This window comes from Leptospira broomii serovar Hurstbridge str. 5399, assembly GCF_000243715.2.
Taxonomy (GTDB): Bacteria; Spirochaetota; Leptospiria; order Leptospirales; family Leptospiraceae; genus Leptospira_B; species Leptospira_B broomii.
In genome coordinates, this window is sequence record NZ_AHMO02000004.1 from 566,251 (window position 1) to 579,541 (window position 13,291).

The 13,291-nt window shown below is 45.2% G+C and carries 12 protein-coding genes; 8 read left to right on the top strand and 4 right to left on the bottom strand.

What is annotated here, in order from left to right; genetic code table 11:
* Complete coding sequence (locus tag LEP1GSC050_RS02750) at window positions 1–693, top strand: 16S rRNA (uracil(1498)-N(3))-methyltransferase (protein WP_010569535.1); 693 nt, start codon at window positions 1–3, stop codon at window positions 691–693.
* An 8-nt stretch (window positions 694–701) separates the two neighbouring features.
* Here LEP1GSC050_RS02750 and LEP1GSC050_RS02755 read toward each other — a convergent pair whose 3' ends face one another.
* Window positions 702–1,040, bottom strand: coding sequence for a hypothetical protein (locus LEP1GSC050_RS02755; protein WP_010569536.1), 339 nt, complete (start codon window positions 1,038–1,040; stop codon window positions 702–704).
* A gap of 104 nt (window positions 1,041–1,144) precedes the next feature.
* Here LEP1GSC050_RS02755 and thiS point away from each other — a divergent pair, with 104 nt between their 5' ends.
* The 3 genes from thiS (at window position 1,145) to LEP1GSC050_RS02770 (ending at window position 2,920) form a co-directional block, all read left to right on the top strand.
* On the top strand, window positions 1,145–1,345 hold the full coding sequence (gene thiS, locus LEP1GSC050_RS02760) for a sulfur carrier protein ThiS (RefSeq protein WP_010569537.1): 201 nt from the start codon (window positions 1,145–1,147) through the stop codon (window positions 1,343–1,345).
* 26 nt (window positions 1,346–1,371) lie between these two features.
* A complete protein-coding gene (locus LEP1GSC050_RS02765) occupies window positions 1,372–2,031 on the top strand; it encodes a thiamine phosphate synthase (protein WP_040910949.1) in 660 nt (219 codons plus the stop codon).
* Window positions 2,032–2,092: 61 nt separating this feature from the next.
* The gene (locus LEP1GSC050_RS02770) at window positions 2,093–2,920 is read left to right on the top strand and encodes a WecB/TagA/CpsF family glycosyltransferase (protein ID WP_010569539.1); all 828 of its coding nucleotides are present in this window, start codon (window positions 2,093–2,095) and stop codon (window positions 2,918–2,920) included.
* Window positions 2,921–2,954: 34 nt separating this feature from the next.
* Here the strand turns inward: LEP1GSC050_RS02770 and LEP1GSC050_RS02775 are convergent, their stop codons facing one another.
* A complete protein-coding gene (locus tag LEP1GSC050_RS02775; RefSeq protein WP_040910852.1) occupies window positions 2,955–6,629 on the bottom strand; it encodes a tetratricopeptide repeat protein in 3,675 nt (1,224 codons plus the stop codon).
* 128 nt (window positions 6,630–6,757) lie between these two features.
* Here LEP1GSC050_RS02775 and LEP1GSC050_RS02780 point away from each other — a divergent pair, with 128 nt between their 5' ends.
* On the top strand, window positions 6,758–7,630 hold the full coding sequence (locus LEP1GSC050_RS02780) for a hypothetical protein (protein ID WP_010569541.1): 873 nt from the start codon (window positions 6,758–6,760) through the stop codon (window positions 7,628–7,630).
* 82 nt (window positions 7,631–7,712) lie between these two features.
* Window positions 7,713–8,438: a hypothetical protein gene (locus LEP1GSC050_RS02785; protein ID WP_010569542.1), complete on the top strand. Its 726-nt coding sequence runs from the start codon at window positions 7,713–7,715 to the stop codon at window positions 8,436–8,438.
* A 28-nt stretch (window positions 8,439–8,466) separates the two neighbouring features.
* Here LEP1GSC050_RS02785 and trxB read toward each other — a convergent pair whose 3' ends face one another.
* Window positions 8,467–9,414, bottom strand: coding sequence for a thioredoxin-disulfide reductase (gene trxB, locus LEP1GSC050_RS02790; protein WP_010569543.1), 948 nt, complete (start codon window positions 9,412–9,414; stop codon window positions 8,467–8,469).
* A 170-nt stretch (window positions 9,415–9,584) separates the two neighbouring features.
* On the opposite strand from trxB, the gene LEP1GSC050_RS02795 reads away from it, so the two are divergent.
* Both LEP1GSC050_RS02795 and LEP1GSC050_RS02800 read left to right on the top strand, forming a co-directional pair.
* Window positions 9,585–10,862: an LA_2490 family SGNH/GDSL-type esterase gene (locus LEP1GSC050_RS02795; RefSeq protein ID WP_010569544.1), complete on the top strand. Its 1,278-nt coding sequence runs from the start codon at window positions 9,585–9,587 to the stop codon at window positions 10,860–10,862.
* On the top strand, window positions 10,852–12,282 hold the full coding sequence (locus LEP1GSC050_RS02800; protein ID WP_020987034.1) for an MBOAT family O-acyltransferase: 1,431 nt from the start codon (window positions 10,852–10,854) through the stop codon (window positions 12,280–12,282). The genes LEP1GSC050_RS02795 and LEP1GSC050_RS02800 overlap by 11 nt, the downstream gene beginning before the upstream one ends.
* Here LEP1GSC050_RS02800 and LEP1GSC050_RS02805 read toward each other — a convergent pair.
* Window positions 12,279–13,286 carry an LA_2486 family SGNH/GDSL-type esterase gene (locus LEP1GSC050_RS02805; protein ID WP_010569545.1) on the bottom strand — a complete coding sequence of 336 codons (1,008 nt, stop codon included), beginning with the start codon at window positions 13,284–13,286 and terminating at the stop codon, window positions 12,279–12,281. The genes LEP1GSC050_RS02800 and LEP1GSC050_RS02805 overlap by 4 nt on opposite strands.
* Window positions 13,287–13,291 lie beyond the last annotated feature (5 nt).

Sequence of the window (13,291 nt, forward strand, 5' to 3'; positions counted from 1 at the left end):
ATGTCCGATTCGGAAACCGTTTTTTTTCGCCCGAACTTCCTTCCCGATTCAAATTTGCAACTGGATCCCGAGGAAATCTCTCACCTCAAGGCTCTTCGTATTTTTAACGATAAGAAAATCGTAATCGTTAAGGACGGAAAAGGAACTAGTTATCTTTTCGAGGTTCTTCCTTCTGCTAAGACGGGAAAGATACTCAAAACCGAATTTAAAGAAAATACATCTCCGCCGGCCGTAATTGCGACCGCAATTCCGAAAGGAAATAGACTCGAGTGGTTGATTCAAAAGGGAACAGAACTTGGAATAACGGAGTTTGTTTTTTTAACCTTCGCGCATTCGGATCGAAAGGATTTGAATGCCGAAAGGTTACTCCGAGTCGCTGGCGAGGCATGTGCCCAAGCTAAAAGGGAATTTCTTCCGGAAATCATCGGGCCTATTCCTTTAACACGATATTTGGATTCACTACAGAATGCGGGTAACGAAGTTCTGCTGCTGGATCCCAAAGGATCGGGTAAACTTGATACGAATTCCATTCGAGGTAGAACGGTTTTGATCGGTCCCGAAGGAGGTTTTCGTGAGGAAGAAAAAGAATTGTTTAAGAAATACGGAGTTCTCGGTTACAAAGCAGGAAATTCGATACTAAGAATAGAGACTGCAGGCATTTATGCGGCAGCTCTATTTCGGGCGTCGTTATAGCGAGACAGCTATTTACCAACTCCGCTTGCCCCTAAAAATAAAAGACAATTCGTATAATTATGACCGCAATCGCGCGTACAAGCCTGTTGAAGTTGCAAGCAAAGCGTTACGATACTGCAGGCGACATTGCAATTGGAAAGGCAGGTATTCAGTTGCAATAAATTGCTTCCTGTAACTGTCGCACCGTACTGGTTCTGGCAATTGGCCGAGCAAGACCCTAATCCTCCCCCGACGCAACCAGCTAAGAAAGTATTGACAGCCGCTCCCTTTATATCCCGTTCTTTATGCTCGCAAGCCGTCAGAAAAATTGCCGTAATGATCAAAAGAAGCCGTAGGGACAGGGTCATATAAGTAAAAGGTTTTCGGTCGTTAGGTAATGGTAAACTAAAAAACATTGGACTCGACAAACTGGAAACCTGGAATAGAAGCAGAACTAGACCGAGGTGCATCAATGTTGGTCAACGGTAAACAGGTGTCTCTAAGCGATCTCACTTCCCCTAGTTTGATTTCTCTGCTCGAATCTTTAAAACTAAAACCTGAAATGGTAGCGATTCAAAGAAACGGTGAAATCGTAAAAAAAGCGGTTTGGTCGGGAGTGGTTCTTCAAGACGGAGATCGAATTGAAATTTTAAAATTCGTAGGCGGCGGATGAATCGGAATCGAAAAAATCTTTCTAATATGACTCGTCCTCGCGTCGGACTTTGGAAGGCGCCAGGATTGTATCCTATTCTGGATTTGGAATATTGCTCCAAATTCCGAAAAAATCCTTTCGAGTTAGTTTCACTATGGTCGAACTACCGAGACTATATTCCTTTTTTTCAATTAAGGGCAAAGAAAGAAACCATTGAACAAATTACGATTTTATACCGAAGTCTGAGTGAAAAATTTCCGGATTTTCCGATGATTTTGAACGATTATTGGAAATTAGCTCTCGATCTAGGTTCCTTCGGCTTACATATCGGAAAGGAAGATTACGAGGATTTGGATCAAGAGGCGAGAGAGAGAATTCAAGCTAGCGACCTTTTTTTAGGAACTTCATCCCACAACGTAGAGGAGCTGAACAATATTGAAATCGGAGCCTGGGACTACACCGGCTTCGGTCCGATTTTCGATACCTCTTCCAAAGAAAAAACCCATCCGGTTCTTGGAACTGTCGAACTTTCCGAGGCCTTGAGAGTGAGTTCCGTTCCAGTGACCCCTATCGGAGGGATCGTATCCGAAACGTTGCCCAGGGTCTTATCGGAGGGAAACTTCCTAGTCGCTATGATCTCTGGAGCGGCGGAGAAGGAAGATGTTCTAAAATCTTTACGCTTGCTCAAAGAATCCGGAAACGTATAGTTCTCAAAAGCAGGGAGAACTTTCAATTGACTCAGAGATTATGTCCAATAGGATGCTCCGTATGAAGCAACCTGGGGAAATCCGTCATCTCTCGGCGAAAGACGACCGAGATTACCTCCTCGATTACCAATCGATGGACGTAGACAATCTGGAAAAGACGGAGATCTTAGGAGTTCCTTTCGAGAACGCCAGCTTAGACGAGTCCGTGGCTAAGATCTATCATCTAATGGAAGAGAAGGATCATTATCATCATGTTCTTCTTTTGGATCCGGTCAAGACTATGGCCATACGAAAAGGAAAGAAGCTGCATCGAATCGCGCAAAAAGCCAGCCTAATTCTTGCGGAAGGCGCCGGATTGCAATGGGCCGCTAAGCGACTTGGCGGCGAGTTGAAGGAAAGAATTCCCACCATCGCATTAATGATGGACCTAGTTCGACTTTGCGAATTGAGAAACTATTCCATCTTTCTTCTAGGCGGAAAAGAAGATATTATAGAAAAAGTATATTTTAATCTTTCCAGACATTTCCCAGGCGTACGCATCGTCGGTCGTCATGCTGGATATATGAATTCCCAACGGGAATTACTCGTTAAGGAATCGATTCGTAAAACTAGTCCTAATATTATATTTCTTGCAATGGATTTTCCTGAACAGGAAGTCTGGATCGAAAATAACACGGCTTTCTTCGGGCACGCGGTAGTGATCGGCGTTGGGGGAGCCATGGATATTTTGTCCGGAAAAGTGCGGAAGGCTCCGAACTATTTTAAATTACACGGACTGACTTGGTTTTGGAGAATACTTGTCCGACCGTGGAGATTGATCCGCCTCAGCCGTATGATCGGCTTTTTCGTTTTCGTTTGGGTTAAATCGCTATTTCGTAAAAAGAAATAGCCGATCCCCGAATTCAAGCGGACACAGGACAGTTCTATTTCCGAACTAAATCACGAATCGATTCTAGAGTCGGGGAGACCCAATCTTCCAAGATCGGATCCTGCTTCAATGCTTCCCGCTTAAACAAGAGATCCTTATTCGAGAGGGATATCTCGCTGGATTCTCCGATTTTTCGCGCGGTTTCGATCGCTTTCCAATAATTTTGTAGGGCTTCCGCAGTATACGATTCGGATTGTTGTCCTGTCGCTTTCTTAGCCAGAATCTCATAGCAAGCGCCTATATTATTATAAGCGGCAGTAAGCGTCTGGTAAACTTCCTGATGATACGGATCGTCCGCTTTCGGGACTCCCATTGCGGGAATTTTTTCTTCCATGTCGTCTTTGACTCTTAAATAATAACCTAGAGCCGTCTTGGTCTGTCTGGTATAAAAGAGAGCATTCCCTTTGCCCATTAGTAGGGTGGGATTATAATATTCATCCTTATCTTCGAATCCGGTCCAATCCGCCAATGCCTTATCGAAGTCGGCGTCCATGTATTCCACCCAGCCTTGAAAGAATTTCATTTCGCGTAGTATGGAATTAGGAAGTTCTCTTCTCCATTTGCGGATCAGATCGTATTTTGGTTCGTCGGAATTGACTTTTGCGAATTCCGCCAAAGAGGCTTTTAATTCGTTTCGACGATTCTTTCTTTCCTCTTCCTCTTTTAGAACCGAAAGACTCTTTCCTTCTTCTTCAAATCTAGCACGGAACGGATAGATCTTTCGCCCCGGGAATTCCTTGATGGATTCCTTGCCGGTTAGTCCTGCGGAAAGCAGATATCGAATTTTTCCTTGATCGAAATAAATCCGAGTGGGATTTCCTTCAAACAGAGTTTCGTCCTCGTCTTTCGTTCCAAACCAACGGACGTTTCTATTATATCGATTTTCCGCTTCTCGCAAAAGGTCTCCGGCTTCTTCGAAGTTGCCGACGCGAATGGAATGCTCCGCTAGTTCCAGAACGGCGAGCCAATGTTTTTCGTCCAGACTCGCCGCTTTTTCAAAAAACCGGCGAGCTTGCACGTTTTCTTTTAATGCTAAATAATAAATGCCGCGTTGGTAATAGCCTTCCGCATAATTTTTGCCGTCGATTTCCACTTTAGTCCGTTCATCTTCCTGGGATTTACGATAGATCGTATCCAACATTCTGAGAGCGCTTTCTTCGATTTCGATTCCTGAAACCTGATCGACGGGATTGATATTATATTTGATTCGTAATTCTTCGGGATCCAACGCGGTGTAAAAGGAGGCTAATTTCGTGAGGATGTAAAAGGGGAGATCCGACTCCATATCCAAATTATTCCTCAAAAGTCTGTGGTGGTTTAGCACGAATTGAGGATCTCCGCTTTCCTTCCACATTTCTATATAGGTGGAAACTAAACCTGCCTGACCTGGAATGCTTTTCGGATTGGCTTCTACGATTCTATTATAGAAGGAAGCGGCCTTTCCGAATTCTCTTCGATTATAATAGATTTTCGCGATTCCTGCGGTCGCTTTCTCGTCGTAAGGACTCTCGCCGTCGGTAAAGACTCTGCGATAATAATCGATCGAGAGAGAGTCGTTTTTGAATTTTCCGCGTTTTCCATCCGGCTCGGCAAAGTCGGGCATGACTTGGGAATGGAACCAGCCTAAATTCCTATATGTATCGTTTTCATGAATTCTTTCCTTGAGTCGCATCACCAAAAATGCGCCGGCAGCCACTACTTTTCTAGGATTTTTTTCCTGGTCTAATAGGAATCGAATTCCTTCGGCTCCTTGATTTATGCCTAGATGACTCTTTAACTTCTTATCGTTCCAGGATTCGCCGGGGGCTAATTTAACGAGTGGAGCGTTTTCTCTCCGATTCCATGAATCCGTGGTTCCACTGAATCCGAGATCGGGTTCGATTCTTCCGAATAATTTTCCGAAAGAAAGTTCGTATTCCCCCGCGCGACTGTACTCGACTCCATACAAATTTAAGTATTTTAAATCGTTAGGAAGAATTTCTGCGCCTTTGTCAAAGTTACTTTCGATGGAAATTAAATACTTCTTCCTTTCGTCGTCGCCGAGTTGACCTAGGATTTTTTTAGCACCCATCTCGCGAATTTGTTCCAATCCGTTTTCGTAATGTTGAGCAGCTTGTCTTGGGCGAATAATTCCGAAATATGTGAAATAGGATCCAAATGCCAAAAGGAGTCCGGCCGCGATCGTATAAACGGTTCTGCGGACTCGTTTTCGCCTTTCTAACAATCCTTCTTTCGTATAAATCGGATCGGAGGAGATGATAGGAACTCCGTCCGCCGAATAAGCGCCGGAACGATCCGTTAAATTGATGGTTGTTCCTAATGCGGCGGATAAGAAAGCGGCGACGTCTTCAGGCGTGCTTTCGACCTTAATAAGTTCTAAAAGATCTCGTTGAGCTTTCTTTGAGAGCTTATCTTGTACGATCGATTCTATTACGGACCTTCGTAAGAGAGGCGGATACCTTAGAATTTCTTTTTGAATGATTGCGAGTTCTTCATCGCTTAAGGAGCGATCCAGATCTTCCTTATCTTCACCGCCTAGGGAACGGAGATCGTCTTCGAAAGAAGGGGCGCCTAAATCGCCGTCCGAGTCGGATTCCGCATCCAAATCAGGTGAGAAACTGGTAAAATCCGCTCCTTCAGGAGTCGAACCCAGATCCATTTCCGATACCGGTTCCGAGGAAAAATCCGCAAATGGATCCGCTTCTGGAAGAGAGGTCGCTCCGGAAAGATCCGAGAATGGGTCTTGGCCACCTGCTCCGGATACCGGTGCAAAGTCAGAGAACGGATCAGAATCGGAAGGTCCTGGTTCCGATGCAAAAGGTCCGCCTTCTTCCGTTCCGGATTCGAATCCTAAATCTCCGAAATCACTTTCAGTGGAAGGGGAGGCTCCGAAAGGATCACCCTCGCCCAGACCGAATTCATCGCCGGGTGCATTTTCCATTGAACTAGCGTCAAAGTCGGCGAAGGGATCTTCAGTACTCGTAGTTCCACCGCCCATATCGGCAAACGGATCCTCTTCACCTGAACTTCCAAACGGATCAGCGACCGGTTCTTCCGGACTAGCTCCACCCATATCCGCAAACGGGTCCGAATCTGCCGGGGTAAATTCTTCACTAGGGGGAGAATCAAAGGGAGATTCCAACTCTTGGCTTGAATCCATCCCGGCAAACGGATCCTCTTCTTCCGCTCCGAAATCATTCGCCGGAGTCGATGCTGGCTCTTCACTCGGAAATTCTTCGGCAAACGGATCTTCGGGAGGAGGAGTGGAGAAATCGTCCGATGCGATCGGTTCTCCTTCCCCCATCCGAGCAAACGGATCCTCCTCTTCGGAAGTTTTTCCCGCGGCGGCCGGGGGCTGATTTAATAGTTCATCTAAGTCGATATCGTCTTCGTCGGAAAAAGAAATCGGCTTAGGTCTTCCGGTAGACGGAGTCGGCTCGGCGCTTTCTTCATCTTCACCGAATTCGGTGTCGGACTGTTCTTGGTCTTCTCCTTCCGGTTCTTCGTCGCCGATGGAAATGGGCATAGTAAAACCCATCTTGTCCCGAAATACGGAAAGCATCGGGTTCAGATCTTCCGATGTTTCGGGGTTTCGACTCAGTGGGTCCAGTATAGAGCGTATTTGCTCCAAGTCCTGGGGGGAGTATTCTGGAGATGAGGGCTCAGCCATAAAGTCCTTAGGGATACTATCGGCTTAATCGAAAAAGATCAAAGAATTTTTCCTTATGTCGGATCCATCTATAAGACTCCGGAAATCCGCTTAGGGTTTCCGGGTTTTTCTACGACAATCGCTACAGAATGATTCCGGCCAACAAAACCAAGGCAGTCGTATTTTTGACCCTAATTCTTACTTTCGCTCTAGCCGCCGACGAGGCGGAGGACTGGATCGGCGCTTTCCGATCCGTGGATTACGAAGAAGGCGAGGAAGCCCTCTCGGAGGAAAAAATCTATTATTTTTGGCAGTTTGAAAATTTGAGGCGGGCGGTCCCGCCTAGGTTTATTCGATACGTGGATACTGCCACGTCCTTACAAACGGGGAAATTGCTGAATCGAGGCGTTTTGTTTACTTACGAAGGTTTACAAAACGACGAGGTAAGCGTTTGCGGAGAATTCAACCACTGGCAATGTATCCCGTTACAAAAAAATGATAAGGGCGTTTTTTATGGAATTATAGATATAGTCGGGGATACTTCTTACGATCCAAAGCCGGCCTATGAGTATAAATTTAGAGTGGATGGCCTTTTTACCCACGATCCCGGTAATTCCGATACGTATGAGGATGGCGTGGGCTCCCTGGTGTCTAGAATCGCCTATCGACAAGGCGGGCCGAATAAACAGATTAGTACCAGAATACTAGATGATTCGCCTCACGAAGAAAAAGAATTTAGAACCGTTGAGTTTCGAATTTATCAACCTCAAGCCGAATCGGTGACTCTCGTGGGGGATTTCAATCATTGGGATCCGGAAGCGGATTTTATGGAAAGGGAAAGAAACGGCGTTTTTAGAATCGTGAAGAAATTGAAACCGGGAGAGTATCTTTATAATTTCGTTGTGGACGGTAAGGTGATTCCCGACACCTACAATCCATTGACTTTGCTGCGCGAAGACACCGGAGAAATTTCATCCGCCTTAAACGTACCTGAACGCTCCGGTGTTTTGGAGAGAAAATAAAAAGCACGGTTTAGGAAGAGTATAGTAGGGCTAAAACTAGATTGACCTGGGTCCTTGGTAGCCGGAATCTTTGCTTCCCACCATGGAAAAACTTCGCTTATCGGTTTACTTGGTCATTGCGATCATAGTTGTGATTCTGGTATATGCTCTGTTAAAAAGCTGGTTTGTCTATGATCGGGGGATTGAAATTTCCAAATCATCCTCTAACAAAAGTGAGACGGTATATGTGGAACCGGATGACGATTTGTTGGAGCATTCTTCCGTCGCTTGGGGGCGCTTTCTCTATTATCCCTTAAATCTGAATCGGGATAGGGAGAATTTTGGACCGCGCAAAACTTTAAATCATGCCCAGAATCTAGTCGTTGTCGATTTGTTAAGCGGTAAAATTCGGAAAGTATTTACCAAGAGCGTTTATATTTGGGATTATTTCTACGCGCAGGAAGAGACGGAAATTGTCCGTACTAACGAATCCGTCGAACCGAATCCTGACGCTTTTCCGGGATTGCAAACCGGTCGAAAGTTTATCGTGGTGGGGATGCCCGAGGATACCAATAAGGACGGATATTTGAATCAGAAGGATTCGAAGAAAGTATTCGTCTACGATCCGATTACCGAAGAATTGATCCAGGTGCTTCCCAAAAAACATTATTTGGAAAAATTTCTCCCGGATTCTCCTAAAGATAGATTGGTTATGATCGTTCGCAGGGAAGAAGATATAACTTTGGGGGGAAAGAAGAAGCCCTCTCTACCTACAGTATTTATTTACGATACCGCATCGAAAAAGGGCCAGCTCGTCGCGAGACCTTGACTTATTTCGCGACGTTTCTTTCCTAAGATTATTCCTCTCTAGATTCCAACCAACGCTCCGCCTCTAAAGCAGCCATGCAACCGGAACCTGCCGCAGTAATCGCTTGCCTATAGTTTTTATCTTGAACGTCTCCGGCTGCAAAAACTCCTTCTATATTGGTCTTTGTAGTTCCTGGGACTGTTTTAATATAACCGGTCTCGTCTAAATCCAATTGACCTTCGAAGATTTCCGTATTCGGTTTATGACCGATTGCGTAAAAGAGTCCTCCGACAGGAAGTTCCCTGGTCTTGCCGGAGGGAATATCCTTAATTGTGAGCGCGGTTAATTGGTTACCGTTTCCCGATGCTGCTTCCACGGCAGTGTTCCAAAGAATTTCGATTTTCGGATGGGTTGTCGCACGCTTTTGCATGATTTTAGATGCGCGAAGACTATCCCGCCTATGCAGCAAATATACTTTCGAGGCAAACTTCGTTAAATGAGAAGCTTCTTCTACGGCGGAATCTCCGCCTCCGATTACGGCTAGTTCTTTGTTTCTATAAATAGGAAGTGCGCCGTCACAAACCGCGCAAGCGGATATTCCTTTTTGCCAATAGGAATCTTCTCCTGCAATGAACATCCGTTTAGCCGTAGCCCCGGTTGCGATGATAACGGACTCGGCTTCGATCAATTCATCATCTGACCAGAGCTTGAATGGTCTGGAAGAGAAATCCACCTTCGTAATATTTTGAGTATGGATCGTAGTGCCGTATTTTTCCGACTGAGCTCGGAAAAGCTGAGTTAAGTGAGTCCCGTCGATTCCTTCCGGAAACCCGGGAAAGTTTTCCACTTCGGTCGTAGTCGTTAATTGACCTCCGGCAGCAATTCCTCCGGCCATAAAACCTTCGTACATTACAGGGCGAAGATTGGCTCTCGCTGCATAAATTGCTGCCGTATGCCCGGCAGGACCGGAACCGATAATTACGACTTTATGAGACATATCTGAAAACCTCTATCAATTTAGAATGATTCTAAATTGATTGTATTGTTTAGACTGGTTTCTTGTAAAGTATATCTTTTTTTTGAGAGCAGAATCCGTCTTTTGAAACTAAACCATTCGAATCGAATTGGCTTGCCAGTCTGACCCCTTCGCCGATGCTTCCCGTATCCATGAGTTTTGCGAAAAAGGCAGGATGGATTCTCTTTTTAGTAGGAATCGCATTCCTGGGGACGGAAGTCGGACTTCGCTTCCTCAAATCCCCGTCTCTCCAGTACTATAGAGATCTAAAAGTTCTTCATCAGTACCATCCGGATTACTACGTTGGCTTAGAGCCTAATCAATCTCTCTTTGTAAGGCATTTTGCGGGGAAATGGGAGGGCCAAATTTCCACGAATTCCCTAGGTTTACGCGGAACAAAAGATCCGATTTCGAATAAACCGAAGCTACTATGCCTAGGTGATAGTCTTGTGATGGGTTTTGGAGTGGGAGATCCGGATACGTTTTGCTCTTTGCTGGATGGTCTGGAGCTAAAGGGGGGCGCCCGACAGTCTCTGAATTTAGGAGTGGATGCCTACGGTTCTTCGGGTTCGTATTTGAGGTTGAAAGATATATCCGCTCGACTGGATCATGTTTCCGAAGTTCTATTCTTCATTTCGCCGAATGATTTCGATATGCCGGAAGCGTTGGCTGCTAAAGGAATCCTTCCCGACGATCAGACGGATGCTGCGAGAGAATCGGATCCGAATTATAGAAGAAATTTCCGAATTCAATTCGAACTGACGAAATGGTCTTACGCTTTGCAAGCTATGAAGTTGGCTTGGGAGCAATTATCGGTCACTGCCTCAGTGACCAAAATGAATATCGCGAACGAAATTAAGTCAGCCGGAATGTCCGAAAATTCGCAACCGGGAGAAAACTTAGGATCGTATATTAAGAATTCCTTTTATCATCCTCCTAAGCGGCCGAACTGTTCCCCCGTGGCGCCGGTAATGAAGGAGGCCGCGTTAGGACCGATTTGTCCGGAACCGGTTCCTGCCGATGTTCGCTGTTCGGATACTATACCGAAATTGACCGAGTTAGAACCTTTACCTGAATTAACGCAACGTAGCTACGATGGAATGATCGCTCTTGCAAAGGAGAAAGGGTTTCGATTGATTCCGGTAATCGTTCCCATTCAGGTGGAAGAGATATATTGTTATAATAACGGGAAATATCATAAATTGGAAAATTATGCGATTCGGTCCGCATCCTACTTCGAAAAGAAAGGAATCCCGGTGATGAGACTGAAGAAGGATACCGTAACTATGTGCAAGATCGGAACGGACGGACGGCGCATAGGCATACTAGATCATTTTATTCCGGAAGACGGACATTTTACCAAGATCGGAAACCAATGGTTGGCGGAAGCGATTGCCAAACATTTAAAGGAGAGCCCATTTGCTCTTTAATTCGGTTCAATATTTAATTTTTGCGCCCGTTGTCATCGCAGTTTATTTTCTACTTCCCGCTAGGTTTCAGAAGTGGTGGCTACTTTTAACCAGCTTGTATTTCTATGCGGTTTTTAGGGTTCCGTTCGTCGCGTTATTAATTTATTCGATCGTCCTGACTTATTACTGCGTAGTGTGGATGGATAAGGCAGTCACTAAATCCGGAAAATTATTTTTTTTGAATTTGGTGGTATGGGGAAATCTACTCCTTCTCTATTTTTTCAAGTATCTGGATTTTTCCTTTATCGCTTGGAATACGATTTTAGGTCTGCAGCCCTGCGAATCTTGCTTCGCTTATCCCTCGGGCGTCCTTCTCCCTATGGGAATCTCTTTCTTTACTTTGCAAGCGATAGGATACGCGGTGGACGTCTATCGCGGTCATGTGGAGAGAGCTAAGAATCTTTTCCAGTTCGGTCTATTTTTGAGTTTCTTCCCGCAATTAGTGGCCGGCCCGATCATTCGTGCTCAGGATATGCTCCACCAATTTTTGGAAGAATATAGATTTCAGAAAGAGAATCTGCTTCCCGGGATTCGCCAGATAGCCTGGGGGCTATTTAAAAAGACGTTTGTTGCGGACCCGATTGCCTTAATCATCGATCCTGTCTATGGAAATCCGTCCATATTCGGATGGGAAGCATTATCGATTTCCGCCGTCCTATTCTCCTTTCAAGTTTATTGCGATTTTTCCGGCTACTCTGACGTTGCTATCGGGACGGGACGGATTATGGGATATCATATCCCGGCAAATTTTCGGGAACCGTTTTTATCCCAGTCGATTACGGAGCTTTGGAGGCGCTGGCACATCTCATTCAGTTCCTGGTTGAGGGAATACGTGTACATTCCGCTGGGCGGAAACAAGAAAGGCATTCCTAGAATGTATCTAAATCTGTTTCTTACCACCTTTGTGAGCGGAATTTGGCACGGCGCCGACTGGAATTTTATTATTTGGGGAGCGATTCACGCTTTCCTAATGGTGATAGAACGATTTATTCTGTCGTTTAAACGGATTTCGGACGCTTGGGAAAAAGTTCCGCAAATTATAAAAATCGCATATACTTTCTTTTTCTTTGCGGTATCGATGTTTTTCTTTCGAGCTAAAGCTGCGCCAGGATATGACGGAAGTATCGACGTCGCCTGGACTATGACGACTCGAGCGTTTACTGCCGCTAACGGATTACCTCTGGACGTTCCTCTTCCGTTATTGGTTGCGGTAGTCGCTCTCATGGCGGGAGATTATATCGTGGATCGAAAGATTCCGATACTGGAGAAACTTACGGATAAGCCGATTTGGGTTTACTCGATTTCTGCAGTTTTACTATCCATTTGCTTTATTCTTTATAGCGTAACCGTAAGCCAACCGTTTCTGTATTTCCAGTTTTAACGGCGAGTTAAATCTTCGTTCAGAAAATCGGCTATGAGTCCGTAAGTATACGGATTCGGATGTCCGTCGCGAGCCAGGAAAAACCGTTCATGCTTCTTTTTCCAATTCGATTCCAGCCTTGGTCTCAAATCCAAGACCGAAATTCGATTTTCAAGAGCGAGAGACTGGACGTCGTTTAAGATAGGCGATTGAAAGATCGGTTGATTTGCGGAGTTAGGTTCCGGAAGAAATACGATCACCAAAGGAATTTTTTTATCCTCGCAAAAATCAAATAAGCGCCTCAGTGCCCGGCGATGCGGATGATCTTCCCCTAACGATTCTGTCGCGGTTTCGTCTCGTAAAGAAATTCGATTTTCGGCAAGTGCCGGACGGTAATTCTCCCACAGTGTTTTCCATCCGTTAAAGACGGCGCTGTATCGGGATAAGTAGAAGGAAATTCTGGTTAAGAGTCGTCTTGCTTTAGATTCAAATAAAGCTTCTTCCCGAAAAGAATCGGCGACGTCGGAAATATGATAAATCCAATAAGCGACATTCGGAGGATCGGATTGCAGCAGTACTTCTCCCAGTCTCTCCTGAATGCCGAAGGTGCCGACCGCATCCACTCCTAGATTCCTGACTCGACCTGAAAAACCTATCCTTTCGGCTAATTGCCATGAAATCGACTCTCGATCTTCCACTAAATACCCCATGGCGACGGAATCTCCTAATATCCAGATTCGCTTTTGAACCGCAAGCGGTGTTGTTCCCGGTTCGTAACTGATTCGTTCGCCGTTCTCGTCGGTCCGTATATTATAAGAGTATCCCTTCGCAGGGTGAAAGAGGGTTAGTCGTCGATTCGGACAAAGTCGTATCCAGGGAAGGCGATCTTCAGAAAGACAATGTAGCTCCTTATCAGCTAATTTAAACCGAACGGACTGAAAATAGGGAAGTCTAAGTGATATTTCTAATATTCCAAATACTAATGATACCAGAACGAATATTTTAAGAAAAGTGAATGGTTTCAAAAGAT

Coding starts and splice junctions, on each gene's coding strand:
- LEP1GSC050_RS02750 (WP_010569535.1), top strand. CDS start 1: ATGTCCGATTCGGAAACCGTTTTTTTTCGCCCGAACTTCCTTCCCGAT.
- LEP1GSC050_RS02755 (WP_010569536.1), bottom strand. CDS start 1,040: ATGACCCTGTCCCTACGGCTTCTTTTGATCATTACGGCAATTTTTCTG.
- thiS (WP_010569537.1), top strand. CDS start 1,145: ATGTTGGTCAACGGTAAACAGGTGTCTCTAAGCGATCTCACTTCCCCT.
- LEP1GSC050_RS02765 (WP_040910949.1), top strand. CDS start 1,372: ATGACTCGTCCTCGCGTCGGACTTTGGAAGGCGCCAGGATTGTATCCT.
- LEP1GSC050_RS02770 (WP_010569539.1), top strand. CDS start 2,093: ATGAAGCAACCTGGGGAAATCCGTCATCTCTCGGCGAAAGACGACCGA.
- LEP1GSC050_RS02775 (WP_040910852.1), bottom strand. CDS start 6,629: ATGGCTGAGCCCTCATCTCCAGAATACTCCCCCCAGGACTTGGAGCAA.
- LEP1GSC050_RS02780 (WP_010569541.1), top strand. CDS start 6,758: ATGATTCCGGCCAACAAAACCAAGGCAGTCGTATTTTTGACCCTAATT.
- LEP1GSC050_RS02785 (WP_010569542.1), top strand. CDS start 7,713: ATGGAAAAACTTCGCTTATCGGTTTACTTGGTCATTGCGATCATAGTT.
- trxB (WP_010569543.1), bottom strand. CDS start 9,414: ATGTCTCATAAAGTCGTAATTATCGGTTCCGGTCCTGCCGGGCATACG.
- LEP1GSC050_RS02795 (WP_010569544.1), top strand. CDS start 9,585: ATGAGTTTTGCGAAAAAGGCAGGATGGATTCTCTTTTTAGTAGGAATC.